General features: G+C 46.4%; 18 protein-coding genes and 1 pseudogene. 9 read left to right on the top strand and 10 right to left on the bottom strand.

The annotated features are described in order from the left end of the window. The 4 genes from J2T14_RS29315 to J2T14_RS29300 are packed head-to-tail and all read right to left on the bottom strand — an operon-like array spanning window position 1 to window position 3089. Window positions 1–1086 (bottom strand): GerAB/ArcD/ProY family transporter, encoded by a 1086-nt coding sequence (locus tag J2T14_RS29315; protein ID WP_307476674.1) that lies wholly within the window; start codon window positions 1084–1086, stop codon window positions 1–3. A gap of 41 nt (window positions 1087–1127) precedes the next feature. Then, window positions 1128–1589 carry a hypothetical protein gene (locus J2T14_RS29310; protein ID WP_307476672.1) on the bottom strand — a complete coding sequence of 154 codons (462 nt, stop codon included), beginning with the start codon at window positions 1587–1589 and terminating at the stop codon, window positions 1128–1130. Next, window positions 1586–2359, bottom strand: a complete 774-nt coding sequence (locus tag J2T14_RS29305; RefSeq protein ID WP_307476699.1) for a hypothetical protein — start codon at window positions 2357–2359, stop codon at window positions 1586–1588. The genes J2T14_RS29310 and J2T14_RS29305 overlap by 4 nt, the downstream gene beginning before the upstream one ends. Before the next feature lie 49 nt (window positions 2360–2408). Continuing rightward, entirely contained in the window at window positions 2409–3089 is a 681-nt protein-coding gene (locus J2T14_RS29300; RefSeq protein WP_307476670.1) for a hypothetical protein, read from the bottom strand. A 323-nt stretch (window positions 3090–3412) separates the two neighbouring features. Between J2T14_RS29300 and J2T14_RS29295 the strand changes: the two are divergent. Beyond that, window positions 3413–3788, top strand: a pseudogene (locus J2T14_RS29295) (TetR/AcrR family transcriptional regulator). A 78-nt stretch (window positions 3789–3866) separates the two neighbouring features. Here the strand turns inward: J2T14_RS29295 and J2T14_RS29290 are convergent. After that, window positions 3867–4076 carry a hypothetical protein gene (locus J2T14_RS29290; RefSeq protein ID WP_307208165.1) on the bottom strand — a complete coding sequence of 70 codons (210 nt, stop codon included), beginning with the start codon at window positions 4074–4076 and terminating at the stop codon, window positions 3867–3869. Window positions 4077–4311: 235 nt separating this feature from the next. Between J2T14_RS29290 and J2T14_RS29285 the strand changes: the two genes are divergently transcribed. From J2T14_RS29285 to J2T14_RS29275, 3 genes are read left to right on the top strand one after another with little or no spacing between them, the layout of a single operon-like run. Then, the gene (locus J2T14_RS29285; RefSeq protein ID WP_373458232.1) at window positions 4312–5919 is read left to right on the top strand and encodes a spore germination protein; all 1608 of its coding nucleotides are present in this window, start codon (window positions 4312–4314) and stop codon (window positions 5917–5919) included. Window positions 5920–5935: 16 nt separating this feature from the next. Further along, window positions 5936–7171, top strand: coding sequence for a Ger(x)C family spore germination protein (locus tag J2T14_RS29280; RefSeq protein WP_307476668.1), 1236 nt, complete (start codon window positions 5936–5938; stop codon window positions 7169–7171). Next, on the top strand, window positions 7168–8262 hold the full coding sequence (locus J2T14_RS29275) for a GerAB/ArcD/ProY family transporter (protein WP_307476666.1): 1095 nt from the start codon (window positions 7168–7170) through the stop codon (window positions 8260–8262). Before J2T14_RS29280 ends, J2T14_RS29275 begins: the two co-directional genes overlap by 4 nt. 21 nt (window positions 8263–8283) lie before the next feature. Here J2T14_RS29275 and J2T14_RS29270 read toward each other — a convergent pair whose 3' ends face one another. After that, a complete protein-coding gene (locus J2T14_RS29270) occupies window positions 8284–9348 on the bottom strand; it encodes a permease (RefSeq protein WP_307476664.1) in 1065 nt (354 codons plus the stop codon). A gap of 156 nt (window positions 9349–9504) precedes the next feature. Between J2T14_RS29270 and selD the strand changes: the two genes are divergently transcribed. After that, window positions 9505–10554, top strand: a complete 1050-nt coding sequence (gene selD, locus J2T14_RS29265; RefSeq protein WP_307476662.1) for a selenide, water dikinase SelD — start codon at window positions 9505–9507, stop codon at window positions 10552–10554. A gap of 27 nt (window positions 10555–10581) precedes the next feature. Next, on the top strand, window positions 10582–11637 hold the full coding sequence (gene mnmH / locus J2T14_RS29260; protein WP_307476660.1) for a tRNA 2-selenouridine(34) synthase MnmH: 1056 nt from the start codon (window positions 10582–10584) through the stop codon (window positions 11635–11637). 10 nt (window positions 11638–11647) lie between these two features. On the opposite strand, the gene J2T14_RS29255 is transcribed toward mnmH, so the two are convergent. From J2T14_RS29255 to J2T14_RS29240, 4 genes are read right to left on the bottom strand one after another with little or no spacing between them, the layout of a single operon-like run. Further along, a complete protein-coding gene (locus J2T14_RS29255) occupies window positions 11648–12745 on the bottom strand; it encodes a GerAB/ArcD/ProY family transporter (RefSeq protein ID WP_307476658.1) in 1098 nt (365 codons plus the stop codon). 18 nt (window positions 12746–12763) lie between these two features. Beyond that, the gene (locus J2T14_RS29250) at window positions 12764–12997 is read right to left on the bottom strand and encodes a hypothetical protein (RefSeq protein WP_307476655.1); all 234 of its coding nucleotides are present in this window, start codon (window positions 12995–12997) and stop codon (window positions 12764–12766) included. 10 nt (window positions 12998–13007) lie between these two features. Further along, window positions 13008–14201, bottom strand: a complete 1194-nt coding sequence (locus J2T14_RS29245; RefSeq protein WP_307476653.1) for a Ger(x)C family spore germination protein — start codon at window positions 14199–14201, stop codon at window positions 13008–13010. A gap of 27 nt (window positions 14202–14228) precedes the next feature. After that, window positions 14229–15803 (bottom strand): spore germination protein, encoded by a 1575-nt coding sequence (locus tag J2T14_RS29240; protein WP_373458231.1) that lies wholly within the window; start codon window positions 15801–15803, stop codon window positions 14229–14231. Between the two features lie 210 nt (window positions 15804–16013). Here J2T14_RS29240 and J2T14_RS29235 point away from each other — a divergent pair, with 210 nt between their 5' ends. The 3 genes from J2T14_RS29235 (at window position 16014) to J2T14_RS29225 (ending at window position 20611) form a co-directional block, all read left to right on the top strand. Then, the gene (locus tag J2T14_RS29235; RefSeq protein ID WP_307476648.1) at window positions 16014–16511 is read left to right on the top strand and encodes a CBO0543 family protein; all 498 of its coding nucleotides are present in this window, start codon (window positions 16014–16016) and stop codon (window positions 16509–16511) included. Window positions 16512–16955: 444 nt separating this feature from the next. After that, entirely contained in the window at window positions 16956–19088 is a 2133-nt protein-coding gene (locus J2T14_RS29230; RefSeq protein ID WP_307476646.1) for a GMC family oxidoreductase, read from the top strand. 299 nt (window positions 19089–19387) lie between these two features. Continuing rightward, entirely contained in the window at window positions 19388–20611 is a 1224-nt protein-coding gene (locus tag J2T14_RS29225; protein ID WP_373458233.1) for an erythromycin esterase family protein, read from the top strand. The last annotated feature ends 179 nt before the right edge of the window (window positions 20612–20790 follow it).

Here is a 20790-nt window from a genome sequence, read left to right as displayed (position 1 = left end):
TTATTTCTTCAACTGCCGCAACCAAGTCACGAGGAGAAGGATCGCGGGTAAGACGAAGAGCAAGGGTACCCACACATAAGGCACCAACAATTCAAAGTGGTGACGATAAATATGCTCGGCAATGTTTTGGGACATGGTCATTCCAAGGAATAGCGAGATGGCGCATGCCGGGATGACCAAAACGCGGGAACCCTTCATATTCGTTAGTTGCTGAATCCCTTTTACGGCTGCGAGCATGTAAACGACGCTTTTTAAAAGTGCCGTCATCAATAAATAGAGTACGCCGAACATCTGCAGGTTTTCAATGAAATGTCCGATACTGATCAAACTCAGCAAGGTGTAAAGAGGATACAGAAAACTCGAAAACATATCTCCAAATACTAAAATTGCCAATACATCAAAGAGGGTTACCATGCTTCCCGATAAAATAGTGGCGAGAAGTGTAACCTTCATCACTTTCTCGGGGCGTTTGGTCTCCGGCCAGAACATGGCAAGAACGAGCGTTTCCCCGAACGATTGAGTGATGCCTGATGGATATACAACCTTCCAGACAGGCTCCCACCCTTTTTCCAAAACCGGCAGTAAATTATTGATATGCAAGACGCCGGAGCCGCCCAGAAGAATGATCTCGATAAAAAACATGAGCAATACGATGGGGAGGATCATTTCTCCCAGTCGGGCAACGATTACAGTCCCGCCATATACACAGTAAGCAATGATGATGGCAAATAGTCCTGAGATGACGAGAAGCGGGGTGTTAGGCAATACGGTTGTTGAAACCATATCTCTAATATCCGCAATAATCCGACCAACAGAATATAAAAACATAAGAGGGTAGAGAAACGCAAGAGGCTTCCCGATCCAACGCCCGAATTGTGACGGAAACCATTGGACAAGGGTTAGTCCCGGATTCATCCGCATTAAAGCGATATAGATCATTACAATGAGTATACCCAGACAACAGGAAATAAGTTCGCCAATCCACGCATCGCGGCCGGCCGAGCCTCCGAAACCGAATATAATAGTTGTGCCTAATTGGAAAATGAAAGTAATCGCGAATAACTGATAGACGGTTATTTTATTCATAGCAACCTCTCGAATTGTGTCTTGCTTTCGCTGTATTTCCGCTATTCCGCCGAGGCATGGGCAAAGCCGATCGATAATGCATGATTCGTCCGCATCGCTTCCCGTATTTGATCGGATTGATCGGCATGACATTGCACAATGACCGTAACTTCCGGTTTTTTCTTTAAACGCCGCGTAATTGGCCTTTGAATAATAGCGGTTATTCCGAATCCTAAGCAGAAACCGATAATGGAAGCAAGCAACCCCCATATAATCGGTCCCCAAGTTAAAATGAATCCAACGCTTGTTCCAACGACTGACAATGCCGTAGCGCATGCCATGCCGACTTCTATACTTTTGGAATACGAGCCCTCGTCTATATTTTTTTTATTTGAAGAAAAATCGTTGGAATCACTATCCATACAGACGACGAGAAGGCGATTTGGAGAAACTCCTATTTTTTCTAGCATGACTAGTGCTTGCTCGAGCTCGATCGAGTGCCGGAAAGTACCGATTATAATCATGCGTCTCCACCCGATTTACCGAAAATTCGAACAGACGAGGAGCTATACCGTTGAATCAAATATTGGCGCTGCTCCCGACTGTAAAGTTGATTATGCTCTTTCGCATTGATGTAAGCATGATAGATAGATCCGCCTATCACGGAGGGCATAAACATCAACCAATGCGGCCGCAAAACGGGGATGGAATCCATTATCCGCCCGGTCAGAATATAAATAAGCGACTCATGAACATGCGACAGCGATATATAAAGCCACCACCAAGAAATCGCATAAAAGGCAAGACCGATCCGATGATTATAAAGTTGCCCAAAACCCGGAAAAAACAGCGAAAACATCGAGGCCACCAGCGGGTTTTTGGGCTGGAGGTATTGAATTTCGGAAGTATAAAAGTGCAGGTTAGGAAGTGGTTCTTTTTCAAATTCGGCCAAATAGCAAAGCTTATTCTGATATATGGCTAAACGATAGCTGTCCCACATCGCTATAAGATAAATAATGATATATCCGAGAATCCATCGGGGTTCTAAAATCGCCTTAGCCTGAGCGAAACGTCCGCAAAAACTTAAAACAATCGCCTCGTTGATATGGGAAAGCGTATTAAAGATAACCTCCGATAAGGTAAGAAACGTCGCTCTCAGATAATGATTCAGCAAAAAGTGGCCGAAACCGGGAAAAGCAGCCGACCACCAAGCCACCATTAAAGGTTGGCGTCTATGTATGGATGTGATGCCGAACTGGCTTAACTTAGCCAATGGACGACGGGATGGATTCATATTCACCGATAAGACTCCTTTCATTATGAACTTTTGGATGCTCCGAAGATTAAAGATAACCATCTGCGGTTGATTTTTCAGTTAAAATACGATGGATGCCGATCAACAGCAGCAGAACACCAATTTGGAGTAAAATCAATACGATCACCGGCCATATTCCCGAAGTGAATAGAATGCCCAGTCGCATAAGCCAAAGAAAACAACATCCCAAAACGGCAATTAAGCTTGCTTTCCAGAACCAGTGCGCCCGCAATGAAACGACTAAAGCATACAAAATGGAGTCGATGTGTACGATTAATGTAGCAAAGGCAATGGTGTCCCTGGAAGGATCTTCAAACCAACCGGAATGAAACTCAATTTGATGAAATAACACGATATAAAAAAAGAAGACGGACCCCTGCAAAGAGACATTGATAAGGTAGATTACGATCAAACGAAAAAAATAAGGATGGTTTAATCCGTGTATTTTGTGCCATAACCACTTCCCCGTTAAAAAAAGAACGGTAAAGCCTATGGCCGAATATATGGATTTCCACCAATGATGCTCGTAAATCCCCAAAAGAATAAATGTTTCTTCAATCCCCATAAATCCGGCGACGATAAGTAGAATCCACCAAAGGCCTACGCCAAACGCAGCGATAAAAACGCATGCAGCCGGCGCTATAAATCCATTGGATACGACGGCTCCAAGGGCGCTGTCATAAAAACGGTCCTTGAAAATGCCGGGCATATAGTCGTAACTTTTTAAAATAATGAAGACGACTAATTCAAAAATATAGATGATCCCGGAAATGCAAAGATAGAACGGTATGATTTTAACGCTTTTCGTTTTGCGCCATGAGAAGGCGAGTAATAGCAAACTGATTACAATGAGGAGAAGATACGGAACAAAGTTTGGGATAAGATCAACTCCCGTTAGCGAATTAGTTGGAGGCGGTATCCATATTTAGTTTGCCGATTCCAGTCAATCTTATTCCTAAATACCTAAACGACTTTATGATATTTGACGTTTAAACTGTCCGGACGGTATGCTTAATTTGAGGTGAAAATCGTATGAATAGCAATTCCAAGCGTCATCTTATTTTATTTGCCGCTTCAACGATCGTGAAAACTCTTGGAGCCGAGAAACTTACGCTAGAGGCCGTCGCGAAAGAAGCGGGAATCAGCAAAGGAGGGTTACTCCATCACTTTCCCAATAAGCAAGCTTTGATAAACGCGATGGTAGAAGCATCAACGAACAGCCCAAACGGAGTATTCCAACTTGCAAAAGAAAATTGAAAATGATGGGCTTGATCCGGTACTCGGGACTATCGTTCGATTAGCAGTCGATGGATTATGGTTTTCCGAAATACTTGGGGTGGGGGATTTGGACAGCGAATTGCGGGAAAAGGTAATCCAATACCTAACTAATATGACAAAAGGAGATTGAAATTTAGTAAGCCCATATAAAAAAAAGCTCACCTATTCAGATTCAGGTGGGCTTTTTATGTGTGCATGGGTAAACTTTTTATACGAAAAACGAATTTGCTGCTCTATGGATAATGCTTCCGTCGGACATCCGAATCGAATCCTCGTTATATCCGATTATTGTAGAGGCGGGTCTAATCTGCATACCGTTTTGCATGGGTTTGATTATCGCTTTTGCAGCAATCGCTACTTCAAAATCCTTGTTCGTAATTAGTCTTTGACCTTCTTGAAGTTTAATTTTCTGTTGCATTTAAACATACCCTCCACAGTTCTATTTGTTTTCCTACGCTAAGGTCAAATAATACACTATTAACTTCATACAAAGCAATAGGAAACGCAAAACATCATTTTTTGCGACTGATTTTGGGAAAATGTCATCCTTTACAGCTGGAATCAGGGCTCTTAAAGCATAAAATTTCAAGTGGTGGAGAAAATAACCTAAAACCTCATGAAGCAAAAGGAGGGAAAGGTCAGGAGGGTACGGCGTGAACGTCTTTCGCCGATTCAGAAAAAACGTTAAGAACATAAAAACAAAGCGAAATGAAAAGGAACAAGAATCCGTTAATAACGACGAGGCAGTTCTGGACGCCTCACTCTCCGAAACGCTTTCCATTCTTCGTACAAGAATAGGCACCAGCTCCGATTTCATCATTCGGGAGTTGGCAAATGCTGAATCCGGCAATAGCCAGATAGCGATAAGTTATATCGAAGGGTTGATTGACCAGAAGCAGCTCAGTGAATTGATGGAAGCGCTCATTGCCGGAAATACCCGTTTTTCCTCATTTTCAAATAATCCAGTTAATCATTTAAAAGGCATTATTCCAATAGGCGGTATAAAGGCAGTGAACACGTTAGGTTCGCTCTTGACCGCTATTTTGAATGGAGAAGCCGTTGTTGCCGTTGAAGGCTTACCCGGGGCTGTAACGGTCTCGATATCGGGCGGGATAAGACGGTCCGTCGAAGAGCCTTCCTCGCAGACCGTCGTACGCGGGCCGAAAGAGGGGTTCACGGAAGAACTTTCGGTTAATATCGCTTTGTTGAGACAAAAGCTGAGAACGCCGGAGCTGCGAATCGAGAGTCGTACGATCGGCCGTTACACGCAAACAAGAATAGCAGTCATCTATATTCAAGGACTAGCAAACCCCGAAGTGATTGAAGAGTTACTAAGCCGTCTCGATGCGATTGATACCGATAGCGTGCTGGAAAGCGGCTATATCGAGGAGTTCATTCAAGATAAAACATTTACTCCGTTTCCAACCATGATCAATACGGAACGTCCTGACGCTGTAGCGGGCAACTTATTGGAGGGCAACGTGGCTGTCATCGTTGACGGGACGCCTTTCGTGTTACTTTTGCCGGTTACTTTTTTTAAGTTTTTTCAATCTAGCGAAGACTATTACCAGCGCTACGACATTTCTTCTTTTCTCCGGATTATCCGTTTATTTTCATTTTTCATTGCTCTGTTTCTTCCTTCGATCTATATCGCCGTAACGACCTTCCAGCAGGAAATGCTGCCAACAACCTTATTGATCAGCCTCGCTGCCCAACGGGAAGGTACCCCGCTTCCTGCCTTGCTCGAGGCTTTGCTAATGGAAATAACGTTCGAGGTTATACGCGAAGCGGGCGTTCGGATGCCGAGGGTAATCGGTCCGGCGATTTCTATCGTTGGAGCTCTCGTATTGGGTCAAGCGGCCGTTCAAGCAGGACTCGTCTCGGGGGCCATGGTCATCGTTGTATCCTTTACGGCTATCGCGAGCTTCGTAATGCCTAATTTCAATATGGCTTCGGCAGTACGGCTTGTCCGTTTCGCGTTAATGCTGCTTGCAGGCATGTTTGGTTTATTCGGAATTTTGGCCGGGGCGGTTCCGATCCTTGTTCATATCGTCTCGTTGAGCTCTTTTGGCGTTCCCTATTTCACACCGCTCGCGCCTCTAAGATGGTCGAACCTTAAGGACACGCTGATTAGGGTGCCATGGCGGTCAATGAAGACACGCCCCGCCGTCATTAGCGTTCAGAATAAGGTTAGGCAGTCTTCGTTCAAACAGCAGCATGCGGCAAACAAGGGGCCGGAAGAGGGGGACAGCAGCATATAAAAAGCAATAGAGGAGAATGACCATGGGCCGGTACCGATTCTTCATTATGGTTATATTGTGCATGCTCTTGTCCGGATGCTGGAATCGAACGGAATTAAATGAAATAAGCATTACTAGCGCTACGGGATACGACCGTGTGGACGGAAATTGGTTAATGACCTTGCAAGTTATCGTTCCTTCAGCGATGACAGTCGGAGGGACCGGAGGTTCGGGTGGTTCGGGGTCAGCGATACATGTGTTCTCGACGAAAGAAAAAACGATCCAGCAAGCGCTCAATAAGAGTAATCTAGAAAATTCCCGTTTTTTATATTTTGCGCATAATAACGTGCTTATCATCGGAAGAGAAGCGGCAGAGGAAGGAATTAGTCAAATTATCGACCTCTATCTACGGACGGCTGAAGCCCGGGAATCGGTATACGTGCTTCTTGCCTCGGGAAAGGCTAGCGACGTGCTGAAGGATCTTATCCCTCCGGAAAAACTTCCGGGCGTCGCTCTTGCCCAGATTCTGAATAAGGAAGGAAGCATGTCCGGTTTTATTCCGCCTATCAAAATGTACGAGCTGGCTAAACAAATAAGTTCGGATTCAAAATCAGCCGGCGTACCTGAAATCAGTGTAGCCGGAGATGGGGGGAAGGCCCTGGAATCGCTTGATGTTTTCAAGAAAACCTCTTCCAAGGAAAAACTTAAGCTTTCCCGACTGGGGGTGTTCAAAGAAGATCGCTTAATTGGATGGATGACCTGGCAGGAGAGCTTTGGTGTTTCGTGGATGTCTGACAAGATTAAAATGAGCAGCATTTCCTTCAGTTGCCCAGGGTCCGAATCTACCCGAAATTTTGCCTCCTTCAAAATTAGAACAGCGAAAACGCGAGTAACACCGATAAAGGAAGGGAACGACTATAAGATGCAGCTGAAGGTAAAGGTAGGCGGGGTTCTGACAGAATCGACCTGCCCGGCTGATCCTGCCGACCTAAAGGCTAGTGGGGAAATGGAAAAAGAAATAGAGAAACAAATTCAGAATTACATCCATCTAGGGTGGAAGGCGGTACAGCGGATGCAAGTAGATCTGCCCGGGTTTGCCGGGCATGTCCATCGGAAATACCCCCGGGATTGGAATGAAATAAAAGAAACTTGGGCAGAAAAAGAGCTAGGCGAGATAAAGCTCGACGTTCACGTGAAAGCAACAATCCAACATCCGGGTTTTTTCAGTAAGGCTTTCGTCGAATCGGAAGGGAAGAGCGGGGGAAAAAAATGAGTAAGCCGACAATCGAGTTGCCGGAACTGGTCAGCACCTTAATCCTATTCGAGATCGGAAGCACAACCTTATTCATGCTCGGGTCGGAGGCTAAACAGGATGCTTGGCTGGCTATGATTATAGCTGCATCTATCGGATTGGCGCTTACGCTGCTGTATCTGGCGATCTATTATAGGGACCCTGAGCGGGATCTCTTCGAACTATGCCGCTATTATTTCGGGAAATGGGCAGGTACGATTATCGGCTTATCCTTTATCGTTTATTTTGCTTATGAGGCATCTCGCGTGTTGCGGGATTTGGGAGAATTGACTGTGTTGGTTTTGTTAAATAGGACACCGCTGCTTATCATCTTGTTGTTATCCGTACTCGTCGTCGGCAATACGGTACGATATGGCGCCCGTGTGCTGTTTTTGACTAGTCTTGCTCTGTTTCCAATCATGATCCTCAGCTATCTTTTTTTAGGCACGATGACAGTGGGGACGGGTTTGATTGAATATGAACAAATGCGACCATTACTTGAACAGGGTTGGAAACCGATATGGAACGCGGCATTCCCGGAAATTGTAGCCTTTCCGTTCGGGCAGCTTGTCCTTTTTCTCGTGTTTTTCCCCCTTGTCAAGGTAAGAAGAAGGCTGCGCCGACCCGTACTTACTTCTTACTTATTCGTTGCGATTTTTCTAACTATAATCAATCAAATGAACTTTCTTGTCCTCGGACCTCATCTTGTGGAAAAAAGCACGGTTCCGCTCTTGCAAGTTATTCAGTTGATTGAAATCATCGACGTTTTTGAACGAATGGACGTGCTTTTCGTTTTAATCCTATTTATGGGTTTAGGAATTAAAATGGCAGCTTTTTTTGTCGGCGCAGTGACTGGCTTGCAGAAAATAACAGGTATTGGTTTGAAAAAGTGGGTGATACCGTTGGGGATTGCTATATACGCAGCATCCCTTATATCACCCAATTACACCCATCATATGTGGGTAGGTTTAGAGAAGATGCCTCCCTTGTTTCTAATCTTTCAGATCGCGATACCGCTTTTTCTCTTTCTAATCATGCTGGTTTATCGGAAACCAAATAATATAAAGGTTTAAGGTCGTGAAGCTGCCTCGGATTCATAACCACAATTGACCAATCACGCCGCAAACTATACCAAGCGTTAATACGGAGAGAGTAACAAATGTCAGTACTTTCGGCGGAAAGGCTCTAGAAACAAGAAGGAGAGAGGGCAGGCTAACTGCCGGCAGCGTGATGAGCAAAGCGGCTGCAGGACCTGCATGAACTCCAAGGGAAAGAAAAGATTGAATGATCGGTATTTCGGCAGCTGTCGGAATAACGAATAGCGTCCCAACGATTGCAAAAAGAACAATGACAAGGAAGCCTTCATTCGCCCATACAGGAAACATAACGTTTTGTAAGGCTCCTAATATGAATACGGAGATAACGTAAGCCGGAACGACTTGAAGGAACATCTTTCCAAAACTGCTTATCCATCGCGTCCATAAAGCATGCTGTTCGTTTGAAGTTGTCGACAATTGAGATGCAACCAATTCGTTTACTTTGTTCGGGTTTGCAAATCGATTTGCAACATAGCTGATGCCAAAAGTAACCAGGAGTCCAAAAACGACGCGTAAAACGGTAAACTTCCAAGAAAGCACAAACGACATAAACACAAGCGTTGCCGGGTTTAATAGGGGATTTCCTAGCCAGAAAGCAAGACTTGCCCCGATGGATACCTGTTGTTTATGCATGCCCGCGGCAATTGGTGCGGCACAGCATGAGCACATCATGGTAGGCAGCGAAGAAACTCCGCCAATTAAAGTGCTCTTCATCGAAGAGCGTCCAAGCAGCTTTTGGAGCCAGTTGGCAGGCAGCAAGGCTTGAATCAATGTAGCGACGATCATGCCGAGTAATGCCGCTTTCCAAACCGCTTTGAAATAAGTAATGGTATACTGAGAAGCGGATTGCCATATGGATATCGCTTGATCGGCACCTATTCCCGTCAGAATAGACGTTCCTATCGAGTGCTGATCCGCTGCTAATAAAGCTTTGCCGTAATAGGGCCACCACTTTACATAAGCCAATCCAAGTGCCGTAATGACAATGAAGATACCGATTAGCAACCACGCTTTGCGTGTATTCTCTTGTGGTAAGTATTTCGAACTTTGATAGGGTGTCATTATATCCTCCAGCAACTATGATTTATGAACTGAGTCTAAAGTGGATTATACCACATTATAAGGACGAATCAGGCAATAATGAATTTGCGTTCGCTTGAAACTTCATGTACGATTTTAATAACGATTACAACGGTAAGCATGAGAGGAAGGAAAACGATGAATCCAAATGATACAATAAAGCTAACATCCCTATCCAGCAAGGGAGGATGCGGCTGCAAAATAGGTCCAGCGGATTTAAAACAGGTTATAGCCGGTCTTCCGGCCGCCCAGCACAATCCGGATTTGCTTGTGGGCATCGAAACAAGCGACGATGCCGGCGTATTTCGAATAAGCGACGATCTGGCATTAGTTCAAACCGTGGATTTCTTCACGCCAATCGTGGATGATCCGTATTCATTCGGACAAATTGCCGCAGCTAACGCGATTAGCGATATATACGCAATGGGAGGAAAGCCGTTAACGGTGTTAAACATTGTTGCCTTTCCGATATCGACCTTGGATAAAAGCATATTAACGGACATCCTGCGGGGTGCTGCGGATAAAGTGATGGAAGCCGGGGCTACGCTCGTTGGCGGGCATTCCATTGACGATAAGGAGCCTAAATTCGGTCTGGCCGTCACCGGATTGATTCATCCGGATCATATTAAAACCAATGCGGGCGCCAAACCTGGAGACAAGCTTATCCTTACAAAACCGATTGGCGTTGGCATCATGACAACCTCTATCAAGAAGGAACAATTAAGCATGGAAGAAATAGAACGAGTTACTCGCGTAATGGCTACTTTAAATAAGACATCAGCCGAAATCATGAATAAATATGATACACATGCATGTACAGACGTAACGGGCTTCGGTTTAATCGGACATGCGTTGGAAATGGCTAAAGGAAGCGAGGTTGGAATAACAATCGTTAACGAAGATGTTCCAAAGCTCCCTCGGGTGAGAGAACTTGCCGAAAAAGGTTTTGTTCCAGGCGGTACGAAAAATAACTTTATGCATATTGAAAATGACGTTGTGTTCCCCGAAACGATGAATCAAATCGACCGTTGGATTCTTTGCGATGCAGTGACCTCGGGCGGTTTATTAATTGCCGTTGCGGCAGAGCAGGCAGAACGGATGTTGGATGAGCTCAAGCAAGCCGGCGTTGAAGCGCGGATAATCGGTGAAGCAACAACCGAACATGCCGGTCGAATCGCGGTACGTTAAGATAAACCAATAAGGAGTCATTAAACTATGTTTCAAGACATCACGATCGAGGAATGTTATGAACTTCGAAATCGGAGAGAACTCGTACTGATCGATGTAAGATCTCCATCCGAATATAATGAAGCCACTATACCCGGCAGTCTAAACATTCCGCTATTCGACGACCAGGAACGAGCGGAAGTTGGAACCATTTACAAGCAAGTCAACGTACAAGCGGCAAAAGAGAGAGGCTTGGAAATATTTTCGGCCAAATTGCCGTCTTTCATCAAAACCTTTGCCAATATAGCAGAGAATAAGACTGTCTTCTGTTGGCGTGGAGGCATGAGGAGTAAAACGACTGCGACAGTTTTGTCTCTTATGGGAATCCGGGTTTATCGGATTTCGGGAGGGTACCGCGCTTATCGCCAATATGTAGTGGATCAATTGAGGGAAATCCAATTTGAACCGCAGTCGTTCGTTTTACATGGAAACACGGGCAGCGGTAAAACGATCATCTTGCGCGACATGAAGCAAAATGGACATCCCGTCTTGGATCTTGAAGCTCTAGCCGGCCATCGAGGATCTATCTTTGGTTCGATCGGTTTGAAGTCACATAACCAAAAAATGTTCGATTCGTTGCTTCTTGACGAATTACAAGCGAATGCACAATCTTCTCATGTATTGTTTGAAGCGGAGAGCCGTCGAATTGGCAATATAACAGTCCCGGATCTTATGACGGATTTGAGAGCAAGAGGGCAACATATTCGATTGGAGCTCCCCCTCGAGGCTCGCGTAAAACAAATCATTGACGATTATAAGCCCTGGGAAAATATAGACGAGTGCATAAGATCGTTCCAAATTATAAAATCCAGAATCCATACGCCCGTTGCGGCAGAAATCCAATCAAGTCTGATGAGTGAAAAGTATCATTCAGCCGTGGAATTGCTTCTTACCTATTATTATGATCCCAAATATTCGTTTTCCTCCAACGAACATGATGAACAAATCTCTTTTGTCGTGAAAGCGGCCAATACGGATGATGCGAGGATTCAGATTGAACAAATCGTAAATGACGTTATGGAATTTAAACGAATCCGACCATAAATCAATACGGTTACTTGCTCATATTCTCCTTTATGGCTCCTGCCGCTAGAATGAATGCCGGCAATAGAAGGGCGATCGATAAAATGTAAGGTATATAAACCGTTGAGTCAAAATCCATCATATAAACGACGTCTGGATAGACGGTGAGCGAATAAACGATCAATAGGATTCCATAGGGGACGACGAGCGGGCGGTACTCTTTAATGCCGCAAAGCTGGGCAAGCCCGGTAACGAAGCTGTAGGAATAAAACGAAATTTTAAAAAATATCGTAATAAACCACATGCCTGCCATAAGTATTTCCACTCGTTGTATGAAATCGCCGACATTTATTTTTTTGGCCAACGCATAGCTTGGATATAGGTTTCTTTCCGTAAAATCCGCACCCAGTATGGAGATGCTTAGGAAAGTGATGACAATAATAAACAAACCTCCGAGCAGATTGCCAATTAGGAAGCCTTTTTTGGCTTTCGCTCGGTCATGAATGAAAGCAGGAAATACCATCAAAAATACAAAGAGCGGAAGCGAGGCAGTGCCGAGATAGGATAACGAAGCCTTAAAGATCGGTTTCAAACCGATTTCCGTAACAGGTTGAATTTTTTCGATTTCAATTTCTGGAATAAGGAAAAAGGTCGAAACGATAAATAACAGGAGAAACCAAGGCATTAATATTTCGGCAGCGCGGGCGAGCACCTCAAGACCGGCTAGCAATCCCATGACGATAATGCAGGTAAATAGAATAACGATAGACTCGATGGGCGTTTCGGGCATCACCTGCGTCGTCATAAAATTACCAATATAAAACAGAACGGTTGCCGAGCCAATAAACGAAAAAAAGAGAAAGAGAAGGGTGAGCGGAACACTCATCCATTTCCCGAATACGTATTCGACGTATTCGATCAACGTTCGATCTCCGAGCTTACCTCCGAGCCAAATATACAATCCGACAATGGCCGTACTAATCAAACATCCGGCAGCAGCGGCAATCCAAGCATTTTGCTTTGCATCGACGGCAAGACTGGATGGGATCACCAATATCGTAGTTCCGATTGTATATAACAGGATAAGCACCGTGAATTGGCGCACCGATATTCGAATGTTTTTATTCATCGCAATTCACCCCCCATGTCATTTTAGAAAATAATTGATCATATCGCTCGCCGGCCGATAGACCCATGTAATAAAATCAAGCGGATTGGGAATGGGCAAATGGGCGACTTTGGCAATGGTGAGCATTATTCCTCCCAGCAGCATCAAGGAAAATAACCACAGCTCTTTGATTTTCTTTTTTTTGAGCAGGGCAGGCACTTCAAGCCGAATCAATAGAATGCTTAAAAGAACAACTCCGACTATTAACCACATACGTTCTCGCCTACTCTTCGGGTTTTTTCTGAAAAGAGTTAATGACCGTTCCTACGCGCCTTATTTTCACTTCAGCATTTACGGTTATGTTCATACCGGTGAATTGCTCATTCCAATTTTGTTTCAAAGATTTCCATGCTTGCGGATTAGACCTATGAATAACCTCACCCAACCCGAATATATCCACTTTCCATTCTTGTTGGGCTTTATCGATCACTTGCCGCAAAATTCCTTTTAAGTTCTGCTCCAATTGATCCTCCAACATCGTTATCGTCGACGTCTTGGACAGGTCGATTTGGCACATAACCTCTCCGATTGTTTCTTCCGCTTCAATCCGTATATCAATTGAAGGCTTGCCGTTAACGACCGATCCTTTCGTCGACGTTTTCGTATTGAAGACTTCGACCGATAGGTTGCCGCCTCCCGGGCACGATTGAACGCCGACCGTATTTTTAACGTTATCCTTCAAGTAATTGTAGCCTTTGCTTTCTTTCTCGTTTAGCCAGCCTATTAATTTATCCGCTTTGAACACGGCGAGTCCGGAATAGTAAAGACGGGCGCGTGGATCGATGTCGTTTGCATTTTCCGGATCGTGGGATTGACCATCGCCGAATATTTTAATTGCGGTAAGGACGGGATTGCTGCCTTCGCTGATTAAATCGGAAATGAGCTGATCTAACGTTACCGTAGCCGTTGGCGCCCACAGCTTCTGCGATCTGTCGAGTGAAAGAAACAAACTATTGGCTGGAATTTTCTCGAGCGGCGTCAACACCCGGAGCACGTTTTTAGCAGTGTTGCCTTTGGCAACGACAATGAAGAAATCCGTTCTGACTTCGTGGTCCCTGGAGAAATGATCCAACGGATTCTGAATGCCTTCTTTGGCCATAGCTTCACCGAAAACAAGAATTCGAAGATGCGATAAATAGATCGCTCTAGGGCTGTTCGTGGTCATTTTCTTCAACGCTTCAAACACCGTTCGGCCCGTTGCCTCATAGATGATTACGGGAGATCGGTTGCTGCCCATCTTCATCGCAACCTCACCAGGATTAACGACTTGGGCGGTAACGCGGTAATTGTTGCCCACCTTGTCGATCCCGATTCCTACCGCGATTCCGAGCTCATTGAGCTCTCTTCGGTTCCAGCAACCAGGCAATAGGAGCAGCAGCAGAAGACAACAGATTATCAAACAAAGTTTGTTGATCATGGGGCGAAATTCCTTTCTGGTCCAAACCTAAGACTTCGGTTTAGACGGTTTGGAGCCATGTTTGCGAACATGATTTTGGCTGATAAACTTCGGGCGGGTACTCATTGCCCAGTGGGGCAGCCGAAAAATCGTGTCTTTATGATCACCCGTCACGAAAGGAGCAAACGGGCTCAAATAAGGAATACCGAAAGATCGGATCGTGCAAAGATGGATGACAAGCGCAATCAGAGCGACGACAATGCCGTAGATACCAAATGATGCCGCAAGCCCCATAAAGACGAACCTTATCATTCTAATGGAGATTGACATTCCGTAGGCAGGAATCACAAAGCTTGCAATAGCGGTAATGGAGACAACAATAACCATGGAAGCCGATACAATGCCCGCTTCCACGGCGGCTTGTCCAATAACAAGCGTACCTACAATCGATAAAGCTTGTCCAACCGTTTTCGGCATGCGGATTCCCGCTTCGCGCAAAATTTCAAAGGTTACTTCCATCATCAAGCCTTCGATGAAAGCCGGGAAAGGTACGCCTTCGCGCTGCGCAGCCAAGCTGATCAGCAATTGAGTCGGAATCAATTCCTGATGGAAGGTGGTGACGGCTATATAAACGGCCGGACCTATCATCGCGATAAAAAAACTGACGAAACGTATAATCCGAAGAAGCGTGCTAATATCCGCACGATGATAATAGTCTTCCGCCGTCTGAAAAAAAGAAATAAACAGCATGGGGACGACAAGCACAAAAGGAGTTCCGTCCACCAGAATAACGACGCGTCCTTCGAGCAGCTGGGCAGCTGCCGTGTCGGGGCGCTCTGTATTATTGATGGTGGGAAAGGGGGAATAAGCTTCATCCTGTATAAGCTCCTCGATATAACCGCTCTCCAGAATGCCGTCGATGTCTATTCGTTCAAGACGTGCCCGTACCTCCTCGACAATTTCGTCTTTCACGATTCCCTTCATATACATGAAGGCTACTTCCGTTTTGGTAACTCTTCCAATCTGCATCGTTTCGAGCCAGAGGTTCGGATCGTTGATTTTCCTCCGAATCATCGCCGTATTCGTCCGGAGCGTTTCGGTGAACCCTTCCTGAGGACCTCTTACCGCGCTTTGCGAAGTAGGCAGAGTAATGCTGCGTTCCTTCCAGCTTTGCGTGCTTATCGATAGTCCGTTCACGTATCCATTAAACAATAGGATCGTTTCACCCGTTAATAACGAGTTGTAAAGCGTTTCGAAATCCTCGATCACCATGTTATCGCCCATCGACTGAAAAAACGGCTTGGGCAGGGGGAGCGGCTCCGTCCGTCCCGTAACCGCTTCGATCGATTCATTGAACCTATCCGACAACAGCGTTCCCATAATCGAGCCGTTAATCACGTTTTTGTCCGCCAATCCGTCTGTATATAAAATGACGGACAGAAGCTGCCCGTTCTTGCCGAGCTCGATTTCCTGCATCATAATATCGGAGCTCTCGCCAAGCTCTCTTTTGAGTTGCTCCAAATTTTGTTTGAGGCTTCTGTGAAGAAGCGTGACTTTGGGCATTGCATTTTCATTTTGCCCACGATTTGTAACACCGTTGTTCATCTTCATAATAACATCCATTATTTCCTTGTCGTTTCCGTTGTATACGGAATGCCGCTTGTTGATACAATCCTATAACCAAGCCCAATCATGGTGAAGAAGCAAAATAAACTCCAGTCTTTTTTATGCATAGTCCCTTGTAAAGCAATGTAATCCGTGAATAATTATGTCGAGATTAGAAAAACTTAATAATGACCGCGTAGGAATCAGATACAGAAAGGTTGCTTTACCATGCATATCGCCATTGCATTGTTCACGATCTTCGCTGCTTGGCGATGGGGAGATTGGAGCAAGTGGAAACAATATCACTCCACGATGCTGTACATCGTTACAGGGGGGTTGCTGTACGAATATTTAACAAGATCCCATCCCCTATGGATCTTTCACCCGGATGTACTCCCTGACGTAAAGTTAGTCGTGCTTATCCATGCGTTTATTAGTATGCCTTTGAGTATTTTCATCTTTTTATCGCGCTATCCGGCAAAGCCGAGGAAACCGTTCCGGTATATAATAATGTGGGTCTGCATATATGTAGGGGTTGAGGCCGTCTTAGCCTTCTTCGGAAGGATCACATACGATCATGGATGGCAATTGTATCACTCGATACTGTTTAATCTAATGATGTTTACGATGATGCGATTTCATCATGTAAGTCCAGGCAAGGCTTATTTGGTTTCGATCGTCATCATAGTTACATTGATGAAATGGTTTCAGGTACCGTTAACCTAAATCGCAATTTCAAAAATGGAAGAATATATTCAAATATAAAAAGGGGCTGTCCCAAAGCCAATAGCTTAGGGACGGCCCCTTAGTTCGTACACAGCTAACCACTGCCTCTTTTCTGACGATTAAATCAATTAAGTCGACCAATACTATATTTCTTTTATGAATCAACTAGCATCAGTAGGACAAATCGCAGACGGAGCCGGAATCCAAGAACGATGGAAGCAGCCCCACGCTGAACAAATAATGAATGATGATCACCGGGTTATTGATATGTTAAAATAACACTACACATAAACCCACAACAGGACTTAAGCAATTAAAGCCGATGAGTTGCAGGGTACTCACGAAAATATGCTGGTATGCTACCGCTTGGACATTATAAGAGGAGGCGTTTATAAGGATGAGTCCATATATTGTTGCTGAGTGTCTTAGGATGGAGGAAGTGAAATGAATCTTGACGATCAGAACCATTTTCCGATCGAGGTCTCTTTGATTTTGGAAGCGGTTTCCGACCGGTTGATTCCGGAAGATGAATGGCCGTCGGCGTCCGAAGGAGGAGCCCTGATATACCTGAAACGTTGTGCCGCCCAGGATGTCGTTACTTGGACGGATGTGATAGAACCTGGGCTTCTTGCCTTGGATGCAGAAGCATTTGCTCTACATGGCCAACCATTTGCGGAATTGTCCGCTCATGAGAAAGACAGACTGCTGCACGAAGCCGAGCATGAATCCTTTCGGGACTGGCCTGTTTCGTCTAAACGCTTCTTTGAAACTTTATTGTGTATGGTCATCGAAGGTTACTATGGAAGTCCTGAGGCAGGCGGGAATCGTGAAGGCCGATCATGGGACATGATCGGATTTAGTCCAGGCCCCGTTTCCGAAGGACATGCGCAGGTCCCGGAAATCGATTTACCGCAAAAAACCTTCGATCAACTTCAAGACCAGTATGATGTTATCATCGTAGGAGCTGGGGCTGGCGGCTCGGTAGCCGCGGCTGTATTGGCTGAATCCGGACTACACGTTCTCGTCGTGGAGCGCGGAAGCTGGCTTCGATACGGTCAGGTAGGCAACGACCATTTGCGTAACCATCGTTTTAGCAAGTATGGCCACAACACGGGACCAGAACTTCAAGGGAACCCTCGTACGATTCTATTGGCGGGCGGAGGCGAGCGGATCACCGCGCCTTTTGAAGGCGACTATCACAATAACGCAATGACGCTGGGCGGAGGGACGCGGATCTACGGGGCGCAAGCTTGGCGATTTCATCCGGAAGACTTCCGTATGGCGAGTCGCTACGGGATACCAGACGGGAGTTCATTAAGCGATTGGCCGATTCGCTATGAGGATCTTGAGCCTTATTATATGCGGGCCGAGTGGGAAGTCGGCGTCTCCGGTGACGGGAATGCCCATCCAGGACGCGGGAATCGGCATCGTTCTTACCCAATGCCAGCGCTGCCGCCGACGCTGGAAGCAGAACGCCTGGCGCGGGCGGCTGAGAAATTAGGATGGGAAGCGGGTCCGGTGCCTCTCCTTATCAACTCCGTCGATCGGGACGGTCGGCCTGCTTGCGGACGGTGCGGCCAATGTGTCGGATTTGCCTGTCCGACCAACAGTAAGAATGGCGGACACAATACAATGTTAGTGAGGGCTATTGCTACCGGTAACTGCGATCTAATCTGCGATACTACGGTGGAGCGCATCGATACCGAGGGAGGAAGACATGCCGCCGGGGTTCGTCTAGTACGGCAAATGGAGGGTTCCATCCAGCGACGGCAAGTGCGGGCCGGGCACGTAGTCGTAGCCGCCGGAGCCATCGAAAGCGCACGCCTTCTTCTTAATTCGGCAAGTGATTCGGAGCCGCATGGAGTCGGCAATCGGAATGGACAAGCAGGAAGAAACCTTCAAGGCCATGTTTATTCTGGCGCATACGGCCTTTTTGATGAACCGGTTCAAGATGGTCTTGGTCCGGGAGTGAGTATTGCCACCTTCCGCTTCGACCATAGTAACGAAGGCGGAATTATCGGGGGAGGATTGCTTGCCAACGAGTTTACTCGGTTGCCGCTCATTCACTGGCATCGAGCGCTTGCCCCGGATGCGTCGCGATGGGGGAGCGCAGGGAAAGAAACGATGCGCGACAGCTACTTGCGCACCAGCCAAATTCAGGGACCGATTCAAGAGATCCCGACCGCAGAGTCCAGAGTGCGGCTATCGAAGTCGGTCAAAGATCGCTTTGGCATACCCGTAGCCAGCCTCTCCGGAAGTATCCATCCCGAATCTCTTCGAGCTTCAGCCATGCTGGCAGAGCAAGCGGAGAAGTGGCTCTGGGCTGCCGGCGCACGCGAGGTATGGCGAACTCGTCCAGGTGGCGGGCTTAGTGCCGGGCAGCATCAGGCGGGCACACTGCGTATGGGAAATGATCCAGCGACATCGGTCACTGATCCTTTAGGTCGCGTACATGGATACGACAACCTCTGGGTGAGCGACGGCTCTGTGCATGTGACCAATGGAGGCGTCAATCCGGTACTGACGATTCTTGCCTTGGCTTTCCGCACGGCAGAAAACCTGGTGAAACAAGGGTAGTAGCTTGGGAGAAATATAATGACGGTGGTAGCGTGGAAAATTTACGCAAAGCGTTAGTGATAGTGAACGATATAAGGTAGCAATATGTTTAAATAAGACCCCGCTAACTTACGCGGGGTTTTCGTTTTACGACTCTCGGGAAACACCTAATTCGATTGATGGTTGATGCTATTTTGCCTACATAATGACGCTCTTTCAGGAAACGATATACCGATAGGCAAATCGTATTGCGACATTAACAGTGAGGGGTATGAGTAAGAGTGAATAGCGAGAAGGCAGTAGGGAAAATCAGAGAATCGATGATCCGGTTGGACGGTGCGGACGATCTTGACGCAGTAGTCCAAGCGATCGGCGATGCGGATTTTGTTTTGCTGGGAGAAGCATCGCACGGCACGTCTGAGTTTTATACGTGGAGAGCCGAGCTGTCTAAGAAGTTAATTACGGAGAAAGGATTCTCCTTCATCGCAGTGGAGGGAGACTGGCCATCCTGTTATACCTTGAATCGTTACCTGAAACAATATGCCGGCACTGCGCCGAACGCCCGGGAAGCGCTGCGCGATTTTAACCGCTGGCCGACCTGGATGTGGGCAAACGAAGAAATTTTGCAGTTTTCGCAATGGCTTTATGATTATAATAAACCTCAATCGGTAAAGAGTAAGGTAGGTTTCTACGGCATCGACGTGTATAGCTTGTGGGAATCCATGGATGAAATTTTAAGGCATTTGGAAAAAACGGGCTCACCGGAGCTCGATACGGCGCATAAAGCTTTTGCCTGCTTCGATCCGTACGACCGCGATCCGCAAAATTATGGGGTTTCAGCTGCATTTTTATCCGAGAGCTGCGAAGAAGAGGTTGTGAAGCTGCTGGCTGATCTTCAAGCCGCAAGAAAGCGAAGCGGTAGCGACGATGAAGCGTCGCTCAGCGAGGAGCTTAATGCGCTGGTAGCGGTGAATGCCGAACGTTACTATCGATCGATGGTGCGAGGTGGACCGGATTCCTGGAACGTACGGGACCGCCATATGGTCGAAGCGTTGGAAAGGATCAAAGCCTCACACGGGCAGGCTGCGAAGGCCATCGTGTGGGAACATAATACGCATATCGGCGATGCGCGGGCTACGGATATGAAAGCGGATGGAATGATAAATGTTGGTCAGTTAGTCCGGGAGAAGTACGGTGAAGATCGGGTATATGCGGTCGGTTTCGGTACGCATCGGGGAACCGTAACCGCGTCCGATCGATGGGGCGGGGAAGCCAAGACAATGCAGGTGCCGGAAGCCCAGCCGGACAGTTGGGAGGATCTTATGCACCGGGCCGGTGCCTTCGATAAAATCATGCTTTTCGACCGGAAGGAGTCCCTATTTGTTGAACCGGTTGGACATCGGGCGATTGGAGTGGTGTACAATCCACGGCATGAACGCGGCAACTACGTACCTTCCGTTATCGCGCAGCGATACGACGCATTTATTTATATAGACGTGTCGCATGCGCTGTCACCGCTGAAGCAAGAGGTATTGCATGTTTGAGCGGTTGGGACGAGTTCGGATCCTAATTCGGAGGAATTGTGAAAATTCATGAAGCAACGGGCTGCGTGAGAACATATATGATTAAGAAGCCGCATATTTGCGGCTTTTTTTATTAACGAAAATTCTGTTCGAAGTGGCGTAGGAACCCGTTTTGAAGGAGCTAGAATAAGATAGTTAGC

The organism is Paenibacillus harenae, assembly GCF_030812415.1.
In the GTDB taxonomy this organism is placed as follows: domain Bacteria; phylum Bacillota; class Bacilli; order Paenibacillales; family Paenibacillaceae; genus Pristimantibacillus; species Pristimantibacillus harenae_A.
This window is presented reverse-complemented; position numbering and strand designations above follow the sequence as displayed.